We start from the raw sequence: 23,841 nt of genomic DNA on the forward strand, positions 1-23,841 counted from the left end.
AGGCGCTCTTATATTATTTATGCTTAACCCATTGTGCGCTATCCACCGGCCAAAAAATCACATCCGCACGGCCAACAATATCTTTAATAGAGACAAAGCCAATAGCACGACTATCCCTACTATTATTGCGGTGGTCACCCATCACAAAAATATACCCCTCAGGTACCTTGGAATCGGTTATGGTTCCATTTGGAAAATCAACATTGTTATATAGTTCTCCCTTGGCGTGCGCATCCTGAATAGCTCCCTGAATGTATGACTCCTCTACTTTCTTACCGTTCACATAAAGATTGTCGCCTTGATACTGAATCGTATCTCCAGCCACTCCAATAACACGCTTAATAAAGTCTCTTTGTTCCCTTCTCACATGGAATACAACAACCTCACTCGGCTTGGGATCACGAAAATCGTAAATCACCTTGTTCACGACCACTCGTTCATCTGTCTTGAAATTCGGTTCCATGGATGCTCCCTCAACAATAAATGGCGCAAATAATAGCCAACGTATAATGAACACGAGCACAATGGCTACAATAATGGCCTTAAGCCAATCGATCATCTCATTTTTCACTCGTGGCTGCTTTTTCTGCAATTGTTCGACAGTTGAATCCGTCAAATGATTTCCACTCTCCATGCGCTAAACCCACCCTTTCCCACAGTTTTCATTCCTATTATATGTATAATGTTTAAGTATAATCAAATTTTCCCAGTCTGGCAAAACTACATTTTTAGTTGAAACAAAAGTGTGAACTTTTTTTCACAATATCAAAAAAACAGTAAAAAACTGTTGATGCAAACGTTAACATATATTACACTGTGCATATACTTCTTAGAGCGTTTTGGACTAATGGTAGATTAATCTATTCCCCCAGGAGGTGTCCTGTTTTTAGTGGAAAGACAGCATGAGTCACTTTTATAGATGCTATCTTCTTTTAAAATATGAGCTCAAATAAGGAGGAAATTACATGTTTAAACGAAATGATCGTCCAAAAACCGGCTTTAACGCTCTAAGACTCGGTGTTTCTTTTGTTTTTGCTTCTTCTTGCCTTGTTGGAACCGCTTACGCAGATACGTTATCCAATGACATCCCTTCTTCCGCACTCACAGAAGAGGCAGTTAGTACAACCGACTCAACCACCGTCTCCACAACGTTAGCGGCAGGTGATTTGTATGTAGCGCCAAATGGTAACGTGTCCAATCCGGGTACAATATCCAGTCCTACCACGCTCGAAGCAGCACTTACGCAAATTGCTCCTGGTAAAACCATTTACCTGCGCGGTGGTAACTACACCTACTCCTCAACGGTTACAATTCAGCGTGAAAATAGCGGCAATAACGGCTCACTCAAAGGGTTGGTCGCTTACGGTAGTGAAAAGCCGGTACTTGATTTCTCTGCTCAAGCCTTTGGTTCAGCCAATCGTGGACTTCAGCTTAACGGAGACTTTTGGCTGGTAAAGGGCCTTGAAGTAAAGGGTGCCGGAGATAATGGTATCTATATCGGCGGCAGCAATAACCGAATCGAAAACGTGGAAACTCACCACAACCGGGATACTGGACTTCAGCTTGGACGTTACTCCCCTAACGCTTCCACTAGTGAGTGGCCTTCGAACAATTTGATTTTGAATTCTTACTCTCACGATAACGCTGATCCCGATAATGGTGAGGATGCCGATGGCTTCGCTGCCAAATTGACTGTGGGATCAGGCAATGTGTTTGATAACTGCTTGGCTGCGTACAACGTAGACGATGGCTGGGATTTGTATAGCAAAACCGAAACGGGTCCTATCGGCGAAGTAACCATTTTGAACAGTGTGGCCCACCACAACGGGCAGACCGCAGATGGAACGTCTACCGCGAACAGCGACGGCAATGGCTTTAAGCTGGGTGGAGACAAAATCAAAGTCAACCATATTGTGAAAAACAGTATTGCTTTCCAGAACAAAAAGCACGGCTTCACCTACAATAGCAACCCCGGCAGCATTACGTTGACCAATAATACCTCGTGGGACAATGGACAAAGTAATTTTGCTTTTGACAAGGGTGATCACGTGTTCATTAACAATCTTTCTTTTGAAGGAACAGCAAGTGATAAAACAAGCGGTACAGATCAAGACAACTCTAGCGTTTGGTGGAAAAACAAGAAATCGACGAATGCCAAAGGTCTGGTAGTCAGTGCAGACGACTTTGTTAGCCTCACGCCTTCTATCACTCGAAGTGCAGACGGTTCCATCCAGCTCGGTGATTTCCTTAAGCTGGCCAAAGGAAGCGATCTGATCGGCTCGGGTACTCCGAGCGGAAAAAATATAGGGGCACGTTAAAAGCCCCGCCTAATCAGGACGCCCTGGCCCATCTACCAACTTAGACAATTCTGCATAATATAGCGACCGGTGATTGTCCTCATAACCAGACAAAATATGAGGTGAACAGATCATGGAACGAAGAATCACACTGAAACATACACTCGCCTATGGAAGCGGTAACATGCTGGGAAGTGGCGCACTTGCGATTAGCGGTGCATGGTTAATGTACTTTTATACAACCTTTTGCGGACTGTCTCCCGTTCAGGCCGCGGCCATTTTCTCTGTTGCCAGCATCATAGATGCAGTCAGCAATCCGGTCATGGGCTTTATCAGCGATAACTTTCACCGGACCCGCTTGGGCCGTAAATTCGGCAGACGACGCTTTTTCATCATGATGGGTATCCCGCTGATGCTCGTGTATCCGATGCTTTGGGTAGATGGGTTGGGCTTCTGGTATTACCTGAGTACGTACGTGCTGTTTGAACTGGTGTATACCTCTGTCATGGTGCCGTATGAAGCACTAGCGTCAGAGATGACACGGGACTTCGGCGCACGCTCCAGATTGACTGGATGGAAGGCCATGTTTGGCAAAATTGCCAATTTCGCTGCCGCTTTTATCCCTGGTCGCTTTATTGCCGAGTATGGCAAAGACTCTCCATTGCCTTTCTTTTATACCGGTCTCGTTTTTGCAGCTATTCTGCTGATTGCGATGGCATTCTTGTACAAAAACTCCTGGGAACGTCCAAGTGAGGAACTGCAAAAGGAACTGGAAGGTGAAGCTCCGCTTTCCTTTATAGATTCGATGAAAAAGTTGTTTGTCGACATTTCCTCTACCTTCCGAGTCAAGACGTTCCGTCATCATCTCGGGATGTACCTGGGCGGCTTTTCAGCTGAGTGGCTGTTTACTTCTGCTTTTACGTACTTTATTGTCTTCTCCTTGTTCCAAAGCTCGGAGATGGTATCCAATTTGAACAGCTTTAACTCTGTCATTCAATTGATTTCTACCTATTTCTTCATCCAATTCTGCGTGCGTAAAGGGTTCCGTATGCCTTTCATCGCCGCACTCGTTGTCGTTTGCTTTAGCGTAGCAGGTTATGGCCTGCTCTATATAACGGGAGCCTCGAATACGATGGTATGGCTATATGTCATCACCCTGTTCATGGGGCTTGGTACTGGGGGCGTCTACTACATCCCTTGGAATCAATACACGTTCCTTGCCGATGTGGATGAAGCGTTGACCGGCCGTCGCCGGGAAGGTATTTATGCAGGTATGATGACTTTTGCCGGAAAAATGGTGCGGGCCGTTGTCGTCTTCATTCTCGGCTGGGTGTTACAGCATTTTGGCTTTGTATCCGGGGCTGATAGTCAGCCCGTCGCTGCTCAGCACGCCATCTTTTATGTACTTGTGGTTGGTACTATCATTCTTGCGATCATCGGTATGATTGCTTCTGTCGTGATGAAGCTGGATATTGACAGCCACAAGAAGCTAATCGCCGAAATTGACCGCCTCAAAAACGGTGGCTCCATGAAATCAGCCAAACCGGAAGCCCGGAAGGTATTCGAGGAACTGACAGGCTTCCATTACGATCGGTGCTGGGGTAACAATAACGTGGGCTTCAAGAACAAACCGGTTGACCCTAAGACACACACTCCATCTATGTAACAACAATAACAATTACAGATTAAACATTTACTAAAGAGGTGACTGTATCATGGCAAATCCAACATCACAACCAACCACCAGTCCTACAAAAACAGATTCTTGGGCTGTACGTATGAGCGATTCCGTTCTGCAACGGAGCCCGGAATTTTATGAAAAATGGGAATATGATCACGGTGTCATTTACAGAGGTCTGGAATGGGTTGGCGAACTGACAGGCGACCCCAAGTACATGGAATTTATAAAAAAACATATGGACCATTTTGTTGACGAAAATGGCGTAATTCAGCGCTATAAAGTAGATGAGTACAATATTGACCACGTGAATAACGGCAAGCTGCTCTTCTCGCTGTATCGTGCCACAGGAGATGAACGATACAAAAAGGCAGCCTACCAATTACGCAGTCAGCTGGAAAAACACCCACGCACAAGCGAGGGCGCATTCTGGCATAAGCAAATTTATCCGTATCAAATTTGGCTCGACGGCTTGTACATGGGTGCCCCGTTCTATGCTGAATTCATCCGCGAATTCGGAGATCCATCAGAGTTTGACGATGTGACCCTGCAATTCAAGCTCTGCTACGAACATACGCGTGATCCTGAAACAGGTCTGCTCTACCATGCTTGGGATGAGAAGGGTGAGCAGCATTGGTGCAACCCGGAAACAGGCTGCTCTAAAAATTTCTGGGGACGCTCGATGGGTTGGTTCGTTATGGCACTCGTTGACGTGTTGGACTATATTCCAGAGGATCATGCAGACCGTCCCGTCCTGATTGATATGCTGACGGAAACACTGGAAGCCCTGCTGAAAGTGCGTGATAAAGAAAGTGGAGTCTTTTATCAAGTGCTCAACCTGGGCCATGTGAAAGGCAACTATCTGGAGGCCTCTGCTTCCTGCATGATTCTCTATGCTATTGCCAAGGGCGTTCGCAAAGGCTATCTGCCAGAGCAATATCGTCAAGAGGCAGAAATCATCCGTAAGGGTATTATCGATGAATTTATCACGATCACTGAAGAAGGACTCGTGAATCTGAACAAAACGGTGCAAGTAAGCGGTTTGGGTGGCAAAGATCGTCGGGACGGTACCTTCGCTTACTATATCAGTGAGCCGATTATAACCAACGACCCCAAAGGTATCGGAGCTTTCATTCAGGCAATGGGTGAAGCAGAGCGTATCTAAAACACCCGAACGATATACCTTATTAGCAAAAAGGACGGTGGCCATCAGCCCCGTCCTTTTCTTATATATAAACATATCTTACTTCATAACCTTAAACTCATATCCCTGTTTTTTTAGATATTCTATAATTTGCGGCAAAGCTTTTGCTGTTTCTTCTTTACCATAGGTGTCATGCATGAGTATGATGGCTTTTTCTCGACCTTTCACTGATCTCATAAATTGGTTGATTAGTCCAGGGGCTTTCTTGGATGCTCCCTCTGCATCCTTCGTTAGTACATTCCAATCTACCTGATGATAGTCCTTCTGAAGTAAGACTTTATCCAAAGCAGCCATCCCCTGTGGATCTCTTCTATTCCATGTCATGTGGCCCCCAGGAAACCGCACCATTCTTGTGGTGAATTCTGGCCCCAGAATACTTTTTAACACCTTATTGTTCCTCTCAATATCCTGCATAACATGGTCCGTGCTTACCCGCCTGTTAGGATATAAATACTTATAATTATGAGAGTACGTGTGGTTTCCTATCGCATGACCCTCTTTAACAATTCTTTTGATAATGTTCCTGGTATGTTCATTTTCATCGGCTTCTTTTCCTACGATAAAAAAGGTTGCCTTGACCTTCTGTTTTTTCAGAATGTCCAATATTTTAGGTGTTACCGTCACGGATGGACCATCATCAAAGGATAAGTAGGCCACTTTTTTACCATCGGCTCCATCGGGCATCTGCCCTAGCATTTGCTGCTTTAAATATTTTTCGACAAAGGCACCATCTTCTACTTCGGGGTCGCTTTTTGGAGAGACCGCTTTACCTTTTGATGAGTCTTTGGATACGGAATCTGTTTTTTTAGCAAGCTCCTGTGTTGGCGCATGTGTTTTGTTATCTGAGACCTTTATCGCAATGAAAGTAGTACAGCCTGCCACAAATAATAAAATAGCAATCCAAATGAGTCTTTTTCTGTTCCTCTTCAAGCGGTGCTCCATTGTCCTACTATGTGAATAGCCCTTTTCCATTAGCTTATGTACCTCCATACTAAAATAAGAAAAACCACCGGATCGGGGTTGATGTATACACCTCAGAATAGACATTGGAAAAACCCTTAGGTTTAGCCGATGAAAATTTAGGGATGCACTTCAACCAGAGGACAACCTACTCCCGGTGGCTTTCTTGTCTTGCATTTACATAATTTATGAGTATCATTGCAGTTTATTACGATTGCTTCGTTAGGGCCTGAGCCAACAAGGACGCATAAGCTTTAGCACCACTAGGTTTTAAATGTACTCCGTCATGCTCGAAATATGAATTTTTACCAGAGCTGGCTGCATACCAGTCAATCATTGTAATTCGCGAATCCTGGGACGCCGCTTCGGCAAGATGCTTGTTCACAATGCTCTCCCATGGCCGAGGTACACGGGTATTCACGAGTATAATACGCTTCGTATCCTTCAGACTGGCGAGCAAATTTGCTAACTGATCCTTGGTGAAAGCGCCGTTCGTGCCCAGCTCAATAATAACCGTCTTACCCAACTGTCCGTTCTGTCTTAGCTGCTCCAGTACGGCAGGCGCCTCCGCCATCTGACGGCCGATCCGCCCATCTACAACAGCTCCCGGGAAGGATTCCTGAATGTACGACTGTACATCCAACATGACAGAGTCTCCAATGGCGGTAACACTCGAGCCATCACCTGTCATAGGCGTAGCTTCTTTGGGTTTGTCCGAAGGTTCCGTCGGTTTCGTAACATCGTCCGTAGTACCAGCCTGGACCGCCGTATTCTTAGGCGTCTGGGTTTGAGACGGGACTGGGGTCTGCGCCTTGCTGCCCTCGGACCCTTGCAGCTTGATGGCTTGGGGCTCCTTGGAAGCCACGGATACCGTTCCGTGAAGCGGCGGCATCGCCTTTGCCTTTGCGACTGGATTCTCATCGCTTGATGCCGCCTGAATAGTTGCGTCAGGAGAAGCCACGTACAGGTGGACGGTACCCACGAGAATACCTACAAACAGCACAGCCGCTGTAGTTGTAGGCATCCATCTCCACCGCGCCTGTCTACGAACCGCAGAACGGATTCCTGTGATCCAGTGGCGGAATCCTCCATGGCGGATCGGCTCCTCGATATATTTAAACGAGAGAGACGCCAGCAATACGGTAGCTAGCAATTGTAAAATGATACGCAGCACATGCACGCCATCGGTATCTACCTGAGGCGTCGTTAGCGTGATAACCGGAACATGCCACAGATACAGTCCGTAGGAACGGGCTCCAATCCAACGTAGCGGCTTGATTCCAAGGAGACGACCAAGGTGGCTTACCGGATGTGCCAACGCTGCAACCACAATAGCAGTGACTAAAGCTATGCCCAGTAGGCCGCCCCGGTACAGAGATGGGTCATATTCATTCGAGGCCCACGCCCAGTGACAAAGCAACAGCAAGCTTATTGCACCGATGCTGTCCAGAAGCATACGCGCCTTAGCAGAAGCTTGCTCTTTCAGCTTGCCGCTTGGCCACACCAAGGCCAGTGCCGCACCAATCAGCAAAGCAAATCCGCGCGTATCCGTGCCGTAATACACCCGGCTCGGGTCGCTTCCCGGTACGTAAATCACTGCCATCAGGAGCGCAGATATTAATGCCAGACAAGTTACCCAGCCTGCGAGCACAATACGCTTGGGCATGAATTTTAGCCCGAGCGCCAGCAGTAAGGGCCACAGGATATAAAACTGCTCCTCCACCGCCAGCGACCACAGATGCCCAAGCGGAGAAGGTGGGCCGAAACTTTCAAAATACGAAACCTGATGGAAAATAAACCACCAATTGCTCATATACACCAATGCGGCAGGTACATCTCCGCGCAAGGCCGTTAGCCGTGACGGATCGAAAAGCAACGAGCACAGGACAATGACAGCCACAACCGTCAACATGGCAGGCAGCAACCTTCTGGCACGACGCAACCAGAAATCTTTCATTTTAAAACTATGATATGTATCCCACTGACTAACCAAAATATCTGTAATCAGATACCCCGACAAAGTAAAAAACACGCCTACACCCAACAAACCACCCGGCAACCAATCTGGATTCAGATGATACACAATGACTGCGATGACCGCCAGCGCTCTTAAACCATCCAAACCTGGCATATAACGACGTTGTGACGACAACCGATTAGACTTCATTTCAGCCGCCGTCCTTCTTGCAAATTCAAGCTCCCTGTCTGTTTCAATGCTCTTCTGCCCTTTCCCTCTCCTGCACATCGTCTGCGATGCCCTGTAGCCTTTTCATTCATTATATAAAACTTCATAATCGTAATGATTTCAATGAAGTTAAAATTAATGACAATGTTTTTATTATATCATTCCTTTCCACAGTTAGGTAACCACTGATAGATATACAAAAAAAGGCATCTCTTCCCTTAGGAAGAAAATGCCTTTTTATTAGTATTCTATTCTCTTAAAATTTGATGATACCTGAAGTATGAAGGAAGACCAACAACATCAGGATCGGTGCAACATACCGAAGACCGAATAACCATACGTTGAACCAGAAGGGTTTGATGTTCGCATGCTCAGCCGCAGTCTTCCAGTAATAACCTGTGAATATAACAATCAACAAACCGCCTAACGGTAAGAAGATGTTGGATGCGGTAAAGTCTACGAAATCAAAGAATGATTTATCCCCTACTTTTAGTTCCGGCACCAGCCCCATGGACAATGCAGAAGGGACGCCCAGCATCAAGCACAGGACCGATACGACAAGAACGGAGCGAACCCGGCTCCAACGCATACGCTCCATGACATAGGCTACTGGAACTTCCAGCAAGGATACCATAGAACCTAATGCAGCAACCGCCAGCAGTACGAAGAACAAACCGCCGAAGAATGCACCAAAAGGCATTGCCGAGAAAGCAGCCGGTAAAGCAATGAAAACCAGCGATGGTCCTTGAGCCGGATTAATTCCGAAGGAGAAGGTTGTAGGGAAAATAATCATACCTGCGATAAACGCATAGATTAAATCTCCGCCACCAACGGCCAGCATAGCTCCACCCAGCGATTGACGGCGATCTACGTACGCACCGTACGTGATCATAATTCCCATCCCCAGTGAGAGTGAGAAGAAGGCATGTCCCAAAGCAACCAATGCAGACTCTATACTTAGCTTAGAGAAGTCGGGATTCAGAAAGAAGGATACGCCCGCGCCAGAGCCTGGCAGCATAAGAGCGTTAATCATCAACACGAGCAACAGGATGACCTTGGCAGGAATCAAAATTTTATTGAACTTTTCAATCCCGTTCGATACCCCAAGAGTTACCACGACTGCTGTAAATGCAAAAACAACTAACAGCCAAACCAACGGCGCATAGCCGGAGGAAAAAGAAGCGAACTGTCCAGCAAAATCATTATTTGAAAACAGATTTCCGCTAAATGCCTCAACGGCATAATGCAGTGTCCAGCCCCCTACAATGGCATAGAACGACAAGATAACAAACGGCACGATAACAAACATGATGCTCATCTTGCCCCAAATCGGATGACCGCCTACTTTTACCATTGCAGAAGCAGCACTTCCTCGACCTGCACGACCAAGCGCAAGCTCCGCTAAAAGTACAGGCAAACCAACAAGCAACAGGCAGACAATAAACAATAAGAAAAATGCAGCTCCACCATATTGTCCTGTAATATACGGAAATTTCCATATGTTACCTAGTCCTGCCGCACTCCCGATCGCCGCCAATATAAATCCAGCAGACGAGAAGCGTTCATTTTTATCAGACAGGCTATTCTGCCCCTTGCTCAAATTCATTATATCCCCCTCATTCTCTCTACTTACGCATAAACATGAGCATGCGTACATAAATAATTTTTACTCATTATAGCGTAAGTAGGATGTAAGGTCATGCATAATTTTTCACTATTACCGGATTTATTTTCATAATGTTCGGTATCTACAAAATACAACAGAAAACTACATATTTTCTTCAACATCCTTCTTTATTATGGTCTCTCCCATGCGATTAGATACTTTTTGATAAATATACGAAATCGCCAACAGTACAACACCAAAAGAGAAGTAGGCTACAATCGTGCTTCCAGTTGTTAACAGATGTAGATCATACAACAGCAGCTTACCTGTCGACAGCAAGGTCAAGCCCAATCCAAATCTGCGAATGTAGACCACTCGCTTGAGGAAGCCGTATACAATATACAAAATGGCTAGTAGCAAATACACCAGACTGAACACAAGACCAGCATCCCCCAGACGGAACTGAACTCCGAGAAAGGCCGTTATGATGCCCAGCAAATATACACCCATAATGACCGGATACAACTCATTACTTCTATAATGTCGGGTCATCAGTGCGTTCAGGAAATCCCTGCTGCTGAAGAATACCAGCACATTAAAGGCTGCGAGGACCACCAATGCCACATAATCAGCAGCCGTATTTTGCGCATAATTTTCATGCAAGGTCGGAACCGTTACAGTAACCACCAGTGCCAGCGCGTAGCCTATGACATACAACGCCAAGCTGTAGTATTTAATCACCCGATCATACAGCAACCTCACCTTAGGCAGGAAATAAGCCAACACCAGCGATACGCAGGCATACAACAATACTTTGTACAAGGTGTAATGAGCAAACTCGTCGGATAAGACGATGTTATACCAATGCCCGGCTTCATACAAAAGGTAGAAATACACGTTCACCAAAGCTACATATTTAAATCCTTGCATGATATGCATTTCGTACAACCGATTGTTTTTGAAAGCATTCGGACGGCTAAATTCAATCGCATAGAAGACGGTAACGATCAACATTCCCAGTGTAATGAGCGTATATTTGAGTCCAAAATAGTCTGTCTCAAATCCTGACAATAGATATATAGGGAAATCGACGAAAAAGAATGCGCCCAGACACAGTAATAAAATGCCCCAGCCAGCTCGTTCCAATTCCTTCAACCGGTAACGGTGTCCATATAATGTAAGAAGAACTGCTTCGATCAACCACCCCATAGATAACCATCTAACTCCAAACTGGAACGGAATCATGAGGATGGCAAAGGTCAAAGAAGTCGCATAAAATAATATTTTGGTTTGTTTCTCCTCTGGAATATATCGACGGACCCATTGTCCCAGACCTCCGTACACCAAGCAAAAGACCAGAGCCAGCAAGCCTTTATAATCATCCAGGCCTGCATCGCCGAATAGAGAATACAGAACGGAACAGCTCACGACTGTATTCAGAGCCAATAGGGAGAAATCCAGCCATGACAGTTTTGTTTTTAAACGGAACGGCACCCACAGTGTCATCCCGAGGTACATCGCAAATGTAATGACTGCATACAGCATGCTCGCTACGGTGCTTTCCGATAACCACGCCAGCACAATCATCAAGGGCGTATTAAGCAGAAAGCTGATATATTGCACGACGACCCACCGTTTGCGGAAGGATACAAGCAGAATCAGCAGATTTAACAGGAACAAATAGCCCGTGGCGATATACACGGCGTTCCCTTCCAGCCCGTTCGCTGCCATATAAGAAAAGAGCGGAAGATACCCCCCTACTAAACCGAAAGAGCATATCGTTCGGGATTCATACCTTAATGACAGTAGCACAGCGGTCACCGTAACTAGTACGGACAAGCCTATGCCTGTATACATTCCTATGATTTCTAACAAAAAGTAGCTGTAAAAAATCGATCCGTACAGTACAGAAATACCGCCGCCCAAAATACCGAGCGCAAAGGTCTGCTTCTGCTTGCGATACAGCCATTCGCCGCCTCCTAGCATCAGCGCTCCTAGCAGAAAGAAGGCCACGCCCTTCATATTTCCTGTGAACCAGTTGGAGTATGAGTATTTAAAAGCGGCTCCCACACCCAATATAATGAGCAAAATCCCCAGCTTGTTGATCCAGTTCAAGCCTAGCTTCATTTCAAACTGATTTTGCTTCATGCGCTTCTGCATCGTTTCTTCGCTGATCTCTTCTTCTCCGAACTGCTGGAACTCGCTTGCCGTCTGATGAAGCAATTTACGCTCGGCCTCCTGAAACCGCCTGCGTTGCTCCATAATTCGGTCTCGAATCTCCTCTGAGAACAGTCGTAATCTGGCGACGATCTCGTCCTGATCTTCTTTAAGCTCATGCATAGTTTGCTGAATAAGCTGGTCCACCCGGTTTTTAGCCCCATATTCAAAGGCTGTCAGCCGATTTTCCCCTTCTTTAGTTCTGGAGGCAAAATAGGTCTCCAGCTTTTCACGCGAAATGCGGATCATATTCGCCTTTTCACTCAACATTTGCTCCGTCAGCGCAGTGCGCAGCTTTCCATTTTCCTGCTCAATATTTCGTACTCGCTCTTCCAAGTGAATGCAGCGAGCCTGATAATCCTCGAACTTTTTTCGCAGAACCTCATTCTCCAGAATGATATCTGAGGCTTCATAGTCCGCGATTAATGTTTGATACTCCTTGAGCAGCTTGTTCTGTTCTTGGCGGATCGTATGTAAACGATCTTTAAAATCCTCCATGTTCCCCTCCATCGCTGTCCATTTTGGTAATCATTACATTTTACATGAAATTAAAAAGTCATTATAGAGACTATAGCCCATTTTGGGCGTTAAATTGGGGCTTTTACTTAAATATTCTTCCAGTTTTATGAGCGCAGATGAAGTAGGATGGATATACATATGAAATAAAGCCTACCTTTCCCCTTCGCAAACATGAAATCCAAATTGAAAGGAGATATACATGTATTCAATAAGTGGCACCATAGCTTTGATAGCAAGCATGTCCATGTTTTGGCTTTTATACGATTTGAGAGTCAGCCATTCTGTAGGCTATAATGATGCCTTTTACTTATTTCCACTTATTTTAATTACGCTGTGTATTTATTTTTATTGGAAAGATCACGATGAAAAAAGGAATTAATCCAATGTGCAGACTCATGCCCTTGATTACCCTGCCGAAAATCCGTATACTAACAAAAAAGCAAACGATATTATGCCTGTGAAGAGCATCCAACTCGGAGGCGTTTACGCCAAGGACCATACGTTAGCGTAGGATATGGCGATATGTAACTAAGTAAACCGGACCCGCCCGTTACAGCGGAGCAAAGTGGATTGGAGAGTCATGACATCTGTCATGCTGTCCGGTCAATTTGGGTGGCACCGCGAGATCAAAGCGCTCCTCGTCCCATGTGGATGAGGGCGCTTTTTGTATTTTTATCCGAAAAGGAGTGCGGTGTCATGCTAGATATCAAATGGATCAGAGAGCATCAAGAACAGGTTCAGACAGCAGCAGACGGCAAAGGAATACAGGTATCGGTCGCGGAGCTATTGACCCTGGATGATCGCAGAAAGCAGCTACTTCAGGAAGTGGAACAGCTTCGGCAGAAGCGTAATCAGTGCAGTCAGGATATTGGCGCGCTAATCCATGCCGGCCAGAGTGAACAGGCAGAAGGGGCGAAGCGGCAGGTCAAAGAAATTAACGAACGGCTAAATCTTCTGGAAGCGCCACAACAGGAAGTAGAGGAACAGTTTCAACAGCTTTTGCTTCTGATGCCTAATATCGTATCGCCAGATACGCCACGGGGAAGATCGGATGAGGATAATGTAGAACTGGAGCGGGTCGGGTCGGGTCCGAACTTCGGATTTGAACCAAAGGATCATATGGCGCTCGGTGAGCTTCACAAGCTAATCGACGTCCCTCGGGGTGTCAAAACAGCCGGTACCCGTAACTACTATCTGACGGGAGCAGGGGTTGCATTGCATCGGGCTGTGCAGCAGCTTGCGGTGGATCTGCTGACTGAACGTGGATTCCAGTTGCTGGATGTTCCGCTGATGGTACGTGCAGAGGCCATGCGCAGCACTGGTTTTTTCCCGCTCGGACTGGATCAGACGTACCGCATCACAGGAGAGGATCAGTGGCTTGTAGGCACTTCGGAAGTGCCGCTGGTCTCGTATTACAGCGGTGAGATCGTGGATGTTGCGGACCCGATTCGGCTGGCAGCCGTGTCCGTATGCTTTCGCAATGAAGTCGGCTCAGCCGGAAGGGATGTACACGGACTGTATCGTGTCCACCAGTTTGCCAAGGTTGAGCAGGTCGTCATCTGCGAAGCTAGCCTGGACGCTTCGGAACAGATGTTTCAGGAGATTACGCGCAATGCGGAAGACCTGCTTCAACTGCTGGAACTGCCCTACCGCAAGATGGCTGTCTGTACAGGCGACATGGCGCAAAAAACCTACAAGCAGGTGGACATTGAGACATGGATGCCCAGCCGCCAAGCTTACGGCGAGACACATTCGTCGTCCCAGCTGCTTGATTTCCAGGCGCGCCGTTCCAACATCCGGTACCGCAATGCGGATGGCAAGCTGCAATATTGCTACACGCTCAACAACACAGCGGTCGCTTCGCCCCGGATTCTGATTCCGTTGCTGGAGCATCATCAGCAAGAGGACGGTTCGATCCGTATTCCGGAGGCTTTACGCCCATATATGCCGCGAGGTATGGAATTTTTGCGTACTCCCTTGTTATGAAAACAGGAGCGCACTTTGAAAAGTAGTACCCAATGAGCAGGATTTTCGATCGTAATCATCGCAAAAAAGACGAAGGACAAATATCCTTCGTCTTCAGAGTGTCGAGAAAGTCTAGAGGACTTTTCGACACTTCTATTTTTATATGGGGAGACGCATCTTTTAAAACAAAAATCGATTTAAAACGATCTGAGGACCCTAGTTTTTAGACCACTAAGACAGTTTTAAACCCCCTGCAAAAAAACAGGGGGTTTCTCGACAGCCTGAAGACGAAGGACAAATATCCTTCGTCTTTTTTGATGTCTCATTGTGCTTCTGCTTCCCATGCGCTGGCGGGGCCAAAGAATTCATAGTGGATATCCGAAGCGGGGATATTCCACTCCTTCAACAGGCCGTATACCGATTGCATGAATCCCTCAGGGCCGCAAAAATAATATTGGGCGTTCCGATCCGGTATCACGGATTGTAACCAGGCCAGATCCAAACGGCCTTCCTTGTGAAAAGCCTGTGCCAGCCGATCCTGCTCCGTTGGTCTGCTGTAACACCAGCGAACTGCAGCCTGTGCATGTGTGGCGACCAGCTTTTCTACCTCATTACGCAAAGCATGGTTATCCCCATTGACTGCTGCGTGGACAAAAGTGATAGGCCGATGCGGAGCAGATTTCACCAAGGAAGCCAGCATACTAACCATCGGGGTTAGCCCGACCCCACCGCTGATCAGCACGACAGGTCTGCGATCTGTCCGATCCAGCGTAAAATCACCCGCCGGTGCAGATACTTGAAGCACATCGCCCTCTTGCACCTGCTCATGCAGATACACGGATACTTTACCTGCCGGGCGGGACTCCACAGCATCCTCACGCTTTACAGATATCCGGTAGTGGGATTGGCCCGGTGCATCCGAAAGACTGTATTGACGAATGTGGGTATTGTGTTCGCCCGGAATTTCCATCTTTAAGCTGATATATTGCCCAGGCTCGAATTCAGGCAACACCTGCCCATCCTGCGGCACCAAATAAAAGGACGTAATTTGGTCGCTTTCCTTAACCTTTTTCTGCAGAACAAAGCTCTTAAAGTCTGACCAGCCTCCCTGCTGCTGTCCAGCCTCCTTGTACATTTCAGCTTCCATGTCTATAAATACGTTAGCGATCACACCGTAGGCTTCGGCCCATGCGGCAATGATCTCGTCTGTAGCAGCATCCCCCAGTACGTCCTTGATCGCAGCGAGCAGATATTTTCCGACGATAGGGTAATGTTCTGGCTTAATTCCCAAACTGCGATGTTTATGTGCAATCTGGCGTACCACCGGAAGAATTTCCTCCAGGCGGTCAATGTGCTGTGCAGCCGCATATACAGCATTGGCCAGCGCTCCCTGTTGACGTCCTTGCTTCTGATTCGCGTGATTGAATATATTGAGAAGCTCGGGATGGGCTTCAAACATCATCTGGTAAAAACGCTTGGTGATTGTAGTTCCGTGTACCTCCAAAACAGGTACAGTCGATTTGATCGTTGCAATGGTTTGCTCACTTAGCATCTTTGTATCCCTCTTCTCTCCAAAATAAGATAACAAAGGGTATTTCAACATATGTCCCATTTGTTAATCCTCAATTTAAAACCCAGTATACCCACATAAAGTAACCGTTTATGTGATTCCAGTCACTTTAAATTTGAAATAATGTGAACGTGTCAATGACAAAACACACAATCACAAACACTTCCCACATAACTGACGAGCTTTCCCCAAAGTTTCAAATATCTATATACCTATTTTGTATGTAATGATCAGATTTGTCCTTTCTCCTAACAACAGTTTCACCATGCTAAAGACTTCAATTTATTCCACTTGTAAACGCTTACAATTAGGATAAAATCGAAGATGAGGTGCCGGACAAGCCGTTTCGGCCCATCCTATCCGTGTTAAAGGAGGCAGACGATATCGTGAAGTGGATCAACAGCAGCAAATGGTTAGCCGCATGGATTTGTATCCTATTCGCAGTGGCCAGTGCGAGTTTTCAACCCTGTGCAGCACATGCCAATACAACAGGCGTTACGCAAGCAACCTACGGGATCGAGGTGAACCAAGCGCTGAATGGCTTGAACGTCGCCAATGCCGAACTATCCCTGAGCGCAACAGCAAGCACAGCCATTACGAACGGAACGGATTGGAAAGACACCGCAGGTAACCCGATTCAGGCGAACAGCGGTAATATTCTAAAAGTAGGTTCTACTTATTATTGGTACGGCGAGCACGCCGAAAACTGGAAATTTGAAAAAGTGAACGTATATACCTCAACCGATTTGAAAAATTGGTCCTTCCGCAGCAGTATTCTCACCAAAGATTCTGCCCCTGAGCTGAATTCCAGCAAAATCGAGCGCCCCAAAGTCATCTACAACAAAACCACCGGAAAATATGTACTATGGGCGCACTATGAAAATGGCACGGACTACTCACTAGGTCGTGTAGCCGTCGCTACCAGCGATACACCCGACGGAAATTTTGCCTACCAAGGCAGCTTCCGCCCGCTGAATTACGAGTCTCGGGATATGACGGTGTTCACGGATACTGACGGTAGCGGCTACCTTATTACAGCTTCCCGTAAAAATGGCGGCGCCAACGATACGATGGCGATCTTCAAGCTGACAGCCGATTATACAGGCGTGCAATCGTTCGTTGGCTGGATTTTTGAAAATGGCTATCGCGAAGCTCCTGCTGTTGTGAAAAAGAACAATACCTACTACCTGTTCACCTCGCAGGCATCTGGCTGGTATCCGAATCAGGGCGCTTACGCAACCGCCAGCTCCATGACTGGAAGCTGGTCTGCTCTGTCACCCTTCGGTGATCCGGCGGCTTACGGCTCGCAAATCCATTCCATCGCCACGATTACGGGTAGCGCAGGAACCAGCTACATCTATATGGGCGACCGCTGGAATCCGCTCAACCTGAGCGACCACAAATTCATCTGGTTGCCACTAACTCTGAATGACTCCAACAAAACAGCAACCCTGAACTGGTACAGTAGCTGGGATCTGGATACTGCGACAGGCACAGTAATCCTACCGTCCCTTGTGAATCACGCACAGGGCAAAACAGCGACTGCGAGCTCAGCCGCATCCAGTTCTCCAGCTTCACTGGCGAACGATGGCAACGCCCAAACCTCGTGGAAAGCTGCTTCCGCATCCTGGCCCGCTTGGTGGCAGGTCGATTTGGGCAGTACCAAGACCATCAGCGAAGTGGATATTTCATGGTTTATGTACAAAGGATCTGAAGCGTATTACAAATATAAAATTGAATACAGCACGGATGGAGTTAACTACTCCACGATTGACCGCACAGGTAATACCACGTATGGTTTTACCAGTGACAAAGTCAATTTTCAAGCTCGCTACGTGCGAATCAACCTTGTAAATGCAGTGCTATTCAATAATCCGAACAACTGGTATACCCCGACAGTGCATGAAGTAAGATTGCTTGGCAATTAACTTGCTTCATTAAAAAGAACATGGCAGGAGAGCATCCACATAAGATAGGCTTCTTCTGCCATGTTTGTTTTACTATCCGTTTGGTACTCACTCGCTCAACGCATCCGATTCACTGTGGTAAACACAAATTTATCGTACCGATGCCGCGAGAACGAGTATTCAAATGGTATACCGGTATCCAGATAACCCACCTGCTCAATTTCCAAGATTGGATCATCCGCTGCACAGTCCAAATGCTCCCGATCCAGTTCCGTCGACTTGGATGCCCGGATGGTACGGTGTGAACCGACAATATTAAGTCCCAACTCCTCCTTAATATGTTTGTACACCGAGCCATACAGCACCTCCTCGGTAATACCGCTGATCAGCTTCGTAGGCATGTATGTGCGCTCGATAACATAGGGCTCCCCCTCCACCACACGCAGACGGATCACATGATATACAGGAGAATTGGCATCAATAAACAGATGAGTCGCTACCTCTTCGGATGGAAATTGAACGTCAAAGGCGACAATTTTATTTTTGATTTCTTTTCCGCGCAGTACGTTGGTTAGCCCCAGCATTTCATTTACGACAACGTTAACAGGGCCATTGTGAACCGATTTGACGATAAAGGTTCCATGTCCTCTTTTACGATTTAGCAACCCGTCCATCACCAATGTGTCCAATGCCCGCTTAATCGTCATCCGACTTACACGAAACTCTTTTGCCAGTGAGATCTCATCGGGAATCGGATCATCACTGCTATAGGTCTTATTCATAATCCGCTCTTTGACCTCTTGTGCAATCCGCTCGTATTTGTTCATTGGTCTACCACCTGTACTAAAAATTATTTTATGTCAGCATTTTACCAAAACATCGGTAGCGCTGGTTCTTTTGGTTCTGCAGGCGGGACGTTAAGGTATCACGGTATAAGTAAGTATACCGAACATTATACTTTCTCACCAGCGGCGTACAGCACAGTTCTATGACGATGATGAAGAAAAAAAGGTGGTCCAGAGGACCACCTTAGAATCCGTTATTCTCGATCACCTGTTTGAACCAGTGCCCACTCTGTTTAACGGATCTCTTGCCACCGTTCTGAAGATCGACAGACACAAAACCATAGCGATTCTTATAAGCATTCGTCCAGGACCAGTTGTCCATAAACGTCCATAAGTGATAGCCCTTCACATTGGAGCCCTCTGAGATGGCCCGTTGAACCCACTTTAGATGCTCACGGATAAAATCAATGCGATAGTCATCGCGGATCATGCCCTGTTCATCTCTGAACTTTTCTTCACCTTGAACACCCATTCCGTTTTCTGAAATGAAGCATTCAATGTTGCCATAATTTTCTCTGACATTGGTCAGAATGTCGTAAATGCCTTTCTCATAAATCTCCCAGCCCCGCATCTCATTCATCTTGCGGCCAGGCATGACGTAATAATCGAAGAAACGTTCCGGAACAAAAGGAGCATCCGGGTTCGGCAGACTTTCACGAGCCTTGACTCTGCGCGGCTGATAATAGTTAATACCCAGCAGGTCCACAGTGCCCTGGCGTATAATCTCCCGATCTCCGTCTTCCATGCTTGGTACATATCCCTCTTGGCGTAACAGCTCCACGAGCAAAGGATTGAATTCTCCCGTCACAGATGGGTCTAAAAAGGAACGGTTAAAGAACGCGTCGCATATTTCAGCAGCCTGCACGTCTGCCGGATGCTGGCTACGCGGATAAGTCGGCGTCAGGTTCAAAATAATTCCGATTTTGCCCTTATAACCGCCCTCTCTGTAAGCCTTAATGACACTCGCGCTCGATAACAAGGTATGATATCCCACCTGTACGGCTTTACCGAAATCCACTTCATTCGGATAGTGGAAATCGTATAGATAGCCGCCTTCCACCGGGACAATCGGCTCGTTATGCGTAAACCATTTGGCTACACGATCCCCGAATAGCTCAAAACAAGTGTTAGCGTAATCCACGTAAGCTTCGACCGTCTCCCGGTTCACCCAGCCTCCATTTTCCTGTAAAGCCATCGGCAAATCAAAATGATACAGATTCACAAACGGCTCAATACCCGCCTGATGCAACTCCTCAATGACGGAAGTATAGAATTGAACCGCCTGCTGGTTTATTGCACCTTTCCCTGCCGGAAACAGGCGTGACCAGGAAATAGAGAACCGGAAAGAGTTGTGGCCAAGCTCTTTCATGAGTGCAATATCTTCTTTATAGCGGGTATAGAAACGGGACGTATCGGCAGGGCCAACCCCCTCATAGAAACGGTTCGGCTCCTGCTCAAACCAATAATCCCAAATGTTCGGTCCTTTGCCGTCTCCCTCCACGGTTCCTTCTGTTTGGGTAGCCGAAGCTGAGGAACCCCACCAGAAGTCGGATGGAAAACGGTATTGAATGGTTTGCTGCTCTATATCTTTCATTTCGGTATGATTCACAGCTCTACTCCTCTCTCTTTTGCAGTGAATAAACTGCTAATCTAGCAGCTTATTCACATTACATTCCAACAGTTTGATCCTTACCTGCAATGGCTGCTTGGCTAAGCTCCTCTTCCTGCTCTTTACGAACGTTCATCCGATCAATAATTTTCAGGAACGGGAACCAGATGACAAAGACGACAGCCATATTAAACAACTGCAGCACGCCACCCATCAGGGAGCCCGTAGCCATCATTCCACTAAAGAACAACGGCATCGTCCAAGGAACCTGTATTCCGTTTGGCGGCGGCACAATCCCGGTGGTCATGGCAAAGTAAGTAATCAGCGTAACGATCATTGGAGAAATAACCCATGGAACAAAAATAAGCGGATTCATCACAATCGGCAAACCGAATATGACGGGTTCGTTGACATTAAACAGACCCGGTCCAAGGGCCAGCTTACTGACCTGCTTCAATTGCTTACTCTTCAGGAAGATCAGAATCGAAAGCACGACAGCCAGTGTCATACCTGTACCACCGATACCTACGGTGTAAATATCCACAAACTGCTTGGTGATGATATGCGGTAGTTCTGCTCCTTTGGAGTACGCTTCATAGTTTTCAAGTGCCAGCGTATTCCAGATTGGGTCCATAACCGAGTTAATAATAATTTGACCATGAAGCCCAAAGAACCATAAAAGCTGAACAAAGAAAATAGCAATCAATGTAGGTATAATGCCACTACCCAAATGCACCAGAGGTGCCTGTACAGCATGATAAATCAGATCATGCAGGTTATTATGAAGGGTCAGTGTAACTACAACATTAATGATCAAAAATATGCCCAATGTAATACATGCCGGAAGCAAAGCGGCAAATGATTTGGCAACTGCCGGCGGAACACCTGGAGGCATTTTAATGACAAAATTCCGCTGCGTCACCTTTCGGTATATCTCAGCCGCGATAAAAGCGACGATCATACCAAGGAACATGCCTTTGGCACCGATCCGATCAACCGGAATGACACCAGCAATCGTGGCACCGCTTTCTTGTGTCAGCACAAACGGGGTGAGCATCAAGAAACTGGCCAACGCAATCATCCCGCCGAATATGGGCTCGACCTTATAACTTCGAGATAAATAATACCCAATCCCGACGATTACAAATAAGGTCATGATATTCAGTGTGGCATTAGGCGCAATGTTCAGCAGACTGCTAAAAGTCGCATAATTGCCGTCGCCCATCCACCCTTTTAGAAACGGCAGATTGATAATAACGACGATAATGGAGCCAAAAACAGTTAATGGAAATGACAGCATAAATGCATCACGCAGTACAGTAAGATAGCGGTTGTTGTTCAGTTTACCGGCAATAGGTATCAGTATCCGGCTTAATTTCTCAAACAAAGCCTATTCCTCCCCGCGAAGTGACTTGCATCAATAGGGTTGCAAGCTTTTCATGTCCCAAATTTCACATACTTATATGTTTCGTTATAAATTTCTGGATTTGAACAGCTCCAGCAATTCTAGAACCAGATCCTTCATGGTAACCGTGGACATCAGATGATCCTCGGCATGCATTAGAAGGAGCGAGAAAGGAGTTTGGGTACCTCCCGCTTCCTTCTTAACCATTTGAAAATGGATATCATGCGCAGCACGTAAATCCTGCTTGGCTTGTTTGAGCAGTTCGTCCGCACCTTCTACATTCTCATTTCGGTATTCGGTCAGCGCCTGAATCACTTTACTGCGAGCGCTTCCACTATGAAGAATAAGTTGGAAACTAATTTGCTCTTCCGTCAGTTCAGCTATATTGACTTTATCCATTTTTGCGTTCCACCAGCTTCACTGCTTGCTCATAGGCTTTCTTACCGTCAACCATCCCGTAGGCCATCATGTCAATCACTTCTACATGAATACCATATTGGGCTGCTTCCTTTTCCAGCTGTCCTTTAAGAAAACTCATTTGCGGGCCAATCAATACTGCGTCAGCCTTAGCCATGTCTTCTGCCGCCTGATCTTGACCTACTGCCCAAATTTCAGCCTCGTCTCCAATGGACTTAGCATAATCCTGCATCTTAGTAACCAGCAAACTTGTAGACATACCTGAGCTGCACGCCAGCAAAATTTTCTTCATGATTGTTCCTTCCCTTCAAGGTCTGATTGGATGTTAACTACTAGAAAACGTTTACAGCGTAATTATAAATCCAGTTTTTTGATTTGTCTATACATTTAATATATATGTATAGACTTTTTTTAAAATGACACTGTTTCTTCACTTTTTTTCTTGAAAATGAACGTGATCTCTTATCTTTAATCTCTCAATAGAATCGATTTTAACTATAAGAGGTTCTGCCAATGATATATTATTCGATTCTGTAAAATGTTAACATGAGCTTACGGAGTAAACTTGATTGCTCCTCCGTAGCCAAAGAATAGCTGAGGTGAGAAGAGATGAGTAGAGATGAGAAGAGTCAAAGTAAAACCAAGCAAGAGTTAGACCGGGTCGTGTTCATCGGCCGCACGTTTGAGGAATACGTCCAAATGTTCAATTTGCACATTCCTGAACTTGTAGGCAAAAAGATTTTGGACTGTCCTGCGGGAGCATGTTCCTTCACCGCTCTGGGCACCAAAGCCTCGCTGGATATCACCGCAAGTGATATCGCCTACGACCACAAGATTGATGATCTGAAACGCAAAGGCCTATTGGATATTGAGCATGCAATGGAAACGCTAGAACGTGCAAAAGATAATTATGTTTGGAGCTGTTATGGAGATGTGCAAGGGCTTAGCGAGCAGCGCCATCAAGCACTGCAGGATTGCACGCAGGATATGAGGAAGCACCCAGAACGCTACGTTGCTGCGGTACTGCCGGAGCTTCCCTTTGAAGATGAACAGTTTAATATCGTGCTGTCTGCCCATTTTCTGTTTATGTATAGTGATCGACTCGACTATGAGTTTCATAAGAATACGGTACACGAACTGCTGCGAGTGGCTTCAGAGGAAGTCCGCATTTTTCCTCTGACCGATTTAACGGGAACTCGTTACGATCTGCTAGATCGTTTGATTCTTGAGCTGGAGGCAGAAGGCTTACGGGTGACAGAGGCCAAGGTTCCGTATGAGTTTATGCGTAACGGCAACTCTCTGTTAAGCATACGAAAGATATAGGGCAGGTTTAGGTGTAGAGGGAGCAAGCGATTAGCTTGCTCCCTTTCTGGTTATCGAGATGGAAATTAGAAAAATTTAGAATATTAAGAAACATTCCTACATTTTTATCGTCTATATTATGGAATACCTTACGT

17 protein-coding genes are annotated in these 23,841 nt (G+C 46.3%); 6 read left to right on the forward strand and 11 right to left on the reverse strand.

The genetic code is table 11. The annotated features are described in order from the left end of the window. Nucleotides 1–13: 13 nt before the first annotated feature. Entirely contained in the window at nucleotides 14–634 is a 621-nt protein-coding gene (gene lepB / locus G9G54_RS11370) for a signal peptidase I (protein WP_165178077.1), read from the reverse strand. 331 nt (nucleotides 635–965) lie between these two features. Between lepB and G9G54_RS11375 the strand changes: the two genes are divergently transcribed. From G9G54_RS11375 to G9G54_RS11385, 3 genes are all read left to right on the forward strand, one after another. Further along, a complete protein-coding gene (locus G9G54_RS11375) occupies nucleotides 966–2,318 on the forward strand; it encodes a right-handed parallel beta-helix repeat-containing protein (protein ID WP_165178079.1) in 1,353 nt (450 codons plus the stop codon). A 112-nt stretch (nucleotides 2,319–2,430) separates the two neighbouring features. Then, nucleotides 2,431–3,963 carry an MFS transporter gene (locus G9G54_RS11380; RefSeq protein WP_165178081.1) on the forward strand — a complete coding sequence of 511 codons (1,533 nt, stop codon included), beginning with the start codon at nucleotides 2,431–2,433 and terminating at the stop codon, nucleotides 3,961–3,963. A 49-nt stretch (nucleotides 3,964–4,012) separates the two neighbouring features. Further along, on the forward strand, nucleotides 4,013–5,140 hold the full coding sequence (locus G9G54_RS11385) for a glycoside hydrolase family 88/105 protein (protein WP_103047202.1): 1,128 nt from the start codon (nucleotides 4,013–4,015) through the stop codon (nucleotides 5,138–5,140). A 78-nt stretch (nucleotides 5,141–5,218) separates the two neighbouring features. Here G9G54_RS11385 and G9G54_RS11390 read toward each other — a convergent pair whose 3' ends face one another. From G9G54_RS11390 to G9G54_RS11405, 4 genes are all read right to left on the reverse strand, one after another. After that, entirely contained in the window at nucleotides 5,219–6,151 is a 933-nt protein-coding gene (locus tag G9G54_RS11390; RefSeq protein ID WP_165178083.1) for a polysaccharide deacetylase family protein, read from the reverse strand. A gap of 196 nt (nucleotides 6,152–6,347) precedes the next feature. Next, entirely contained in the window at nucleotides 6,348–8,306 is a 1,959-nt protein-coding gene (locus tag G9G54_RS11395; protein ID WP_165178085.1) for an acyltransferase family protein, read from the reverse strand. A 274-nt stretch (nucleotides 8,307–8,580) separates the two neighbouring features. Beyond that, nucleotides 8,581–9,930, reverse strand: a complete 1,350-nt coding sequence (locus G9G54_RS11400; protein WP_061829525.1) for a sodium-dependent transporter — start codon at nucleotides 9,928–9,930, stop codon at nucleotides 8,581–8,583. A 162-nt stretch (nucleotides 9,931–10,092) separates the two neighbouring features. Beyond that, nucleotides 10,093–12,645 (reverse strand): DUF2339 domain-containing protein, encoded by a 2,553-nt coding sequence (locus tag G9G54_RS11405; RefSeq protein ID WP_165178087.1) that lies wholly within the window; start codon nucleotides 12,643–12,645, stop codon nucleotides 10,093–10,095. 717 nt (nucleotides 12,646–13,362) lie between these two features. Here G9G54_RS11405 and serS point away from each other — a divergent pair. Next, the gene (gene serS / locus G9G54_RS11410) at nucleotides 13,363–14,652 is read left to right on the forward strand and encodes a serine--tRNA ligase (RefSeq protein ID WP_165178089.1); all 1,290 of its coding nucleotides are present in this window, start codon (nucleotides 13,363–13,365) and stop codon (nucleotides 14,650–14,652) included. Nucleotides 14,653–14,953: 301 nt separating this feature from the next. Here the strand turns inward: serS and hmpA are convergent, their stop codons facing one another. After that, the gene (gene hmpA / locus G9G54_RS11415; protein WP_165178091.1) at nucleotides 14,954–16,183 is read right to left on the reverse strand and encodes an NO-inducible flavohemoprotein; all 1,230 of its coding nucleotides are present in this window, start codon (nucleotides 16,181–16,183) and stop codon (nucleotides 14,954–14,956) included. 404 nt (nucleotides 16,184–16,587) lie between these two features. On the opposite strand from hmpA, the gene G9G54_RS11420 reads away from it, so the two are divergent. Continuing rightward, a complete protein-coding gene (locus tag G9G54_RS11420) occupies nucleotides 16,588–18,129 on the forward strand; it encodes a family 43 glycosylhydrolase (protein WP_165178093.1) in 1,542 nt (513 codons plus the stop codon). A gap of 95 nt (nucleotides 18,130–18,224) precedes the next feature. Here G9G54_RS11420 and G9G54_RS11425 read toward each other — a convergent pair whose 3' ends face one another. The 5 genes from G9G54_RS11425 to G9G54_RS11445 form a co-directional block, all read right to left on the reverse strand. Beyond that, nucleotides 18,225–18,935, reverse strand: coding sequence for a GntR family transcriptional regulator (locus G9G54_RS11425; RefSeq protein WP_023990962.1), 711 nt, complete (start codon nucleotides 18,933–18,935; stop codon nucleotides 18,225–18,227). Between the two features lie 202 nt (nucleotides 18,936–19,137). Beyond that, a complete protein-coding gene (locus tag G9G54_RS11430; RefSeq protein WP_165178343.1) occupies nucleotides 19,138–20,547 on the reverse strand; it encodes a glycoside hydrolase family 1 protein in 1,410 nt (469 codons plus the stop codon). 73 nt (nucleotides 20,548–20,620) lie between these two features. Then, nucleotides 20,621–21,949 carry a PTS cellobiose transporter subunit IIC gene (celB, locus tag G9G54_RS11435; RefSeq protein ID WP_023990964.1) on the reverse strand — a complete coding sequence of 443 codons (1,329 nt, stop codon included), beginning with the start codon at nucleotides 21,947–21,949 and terminating at the stop codon, nucleotides 20,621–20,623. An 84-nt stretch (nucleotides 21,950–22,033) separates the two neighbouring features. Next, nucleotides 22,034–22,366: a PTS lactose/cellobiose transporter subunit IIA gene (locus tag G9G54_RS11440; protein WP_013312602.1), complete on the reverse strand. Its 333-nt coding sequence runs from the start codon at nucleotides 22,364–22,366 to the stop codon at nucleotides 22,034–22,036. Next, nucleotides 22,359–22,676, reverse strand: a complete 318-nt coding sequence (locus tag G9G54_RS11445) for a PTS sugar transporter subunit IIB (RefSeq protein ID WP_013312603.1) — start codon at nucleotides 22,674–22,676, stop codon at nucleotides 22,359–22,361. Before G9G54_RS11445 ends, G9G54_RS11440 begins: the two co-directional genes overlap by 8 nt. 317 nt (nucleotides 22,677–22,993) lie before the next feature. Here G9G54_RS11445 and G9G54_RS11450 point away from each other — a divergent pair, with 317 nt between their 5' ends. Then, a complete protein-coding gene (locus G9G54_RS11450) occupies nucleotides 22,994–23,707 on the forward strand; it encodes an SAM-dependent methyltransferase (RefSeq protein ID WP_165178095.1) in 714 nt (237 codons plus the stop codon). Nucleotides 23,708–23,841: the final 134 nt, after the last annotated feature.

Source organism: Paenibacillus sp. EKM212P, from assembly GCF_011066115.1.
In the GTDB taxonomy this organism is placed as follows: Bacteria; Bacillota; Bacilli; order Paenibacillales; family Paenibacillaceae; genus Paenibacillus; species Paenibacillus polymyxa_B.

Coding starts and splice junctions, on each gene's coding strand:
- G9G54_RS11400 (WP_061829525.1), bottom strand. CDS start 9,930: ATGAATTTGAGCAAGGGGCAGAATAGCCTGTCTGATAAAAATGAACGC.
- G9G54_RS11380 (WP_165178081.1), top strand. CDS start 2,431: ATGGAACGAAGAATCACACTGAAACATACACTCGCCTATGGAAGCGGT.
- G9G54_RS11440 (WP_013312602.1), bottom strand. CDS start 22,366: ATGGATAAAGTCAATATAGCTGAACTGACGGAAGAGCAAATTAGTTTC.
- G9G54_RS11390 (WP_165178083.1), bottom strand. CDS start 6,151: ATGGAAAAGGGCTATTCACATAGTAGGACAATGGAGCACCGCTTGAAG.
- G9G54_RS11430 (WP_165178343.1), bottom strand. CDS start 20,547: ATGAAAGATATAGAGCAGCAAACCATTCAATACCGTTTTCCATCCGAC.
- G9G54_RS11405 (WP_165178087.1), bottom strand. CDS start 12,645: ATGGAGGATTTTAAAGATCGTTTACATACGATCCGCCAAGAACAGAAC.
- G9G54_RS11395 (WP_165178085.1), bottom strand. CDS start 8,306: ATGAAGTCTAATCGGTTGTCGTCACAACGTCGTTATATGCCAGGTTTG.
- lepB (WP_165178077.1), bottom strand. CDS start 634: ATGGAGAGTGGAAATCATTTGACGGATTCAACTGTCGAACAATTGCAG.
- G9G54_RS11425 (WP_023990962.1), bottom strand. CDS start 18,935: ATGAACAAATACGAGCGGATTGCACAAGAGGTCAAAGAGCGGATTATG.
- G9G54_RS11375 (WP_165178079.1), top strand. CDS start 966: ATGTTTAAACGAAATGATCGTCCAAAAACCGGCTTTAACGCTCTAAGA.
- hmpA (WP_165178091.1), bottom strand. CDS start 16,183: ATGCTAAGTGAGCAAACCATTGCAACGATCAAATCGACTGTACCTGTT.
- G9G54_RS11385 (WP_103047202.1), top strand. CDS start 4,013: ATGGCAAATCCAACATCACAACCAACCACCAGTCCTACAAAAACAGAT.
- G9G54_RS11450 (WP_165178095.1), top strand. CDS start 22,994: ATGAGTAGAGATGAGAAGAGTCAAAGTAAAACCAAGCAAGAGTTAGAC.
- serS (WP_165178089.1), top strand. CDS start 13,363: ATGCTAGATATCAAATGGATCAGAGAGCATCAAGAACAGGTTCAGACA.
- G9G54_RS11445 (WP_013312603.1), bottom strand. CDS start 22,676: ATGAAGAAAATTTTGCTGGCGTGCAGCTCAGGTATGTCTACAAGTTTG.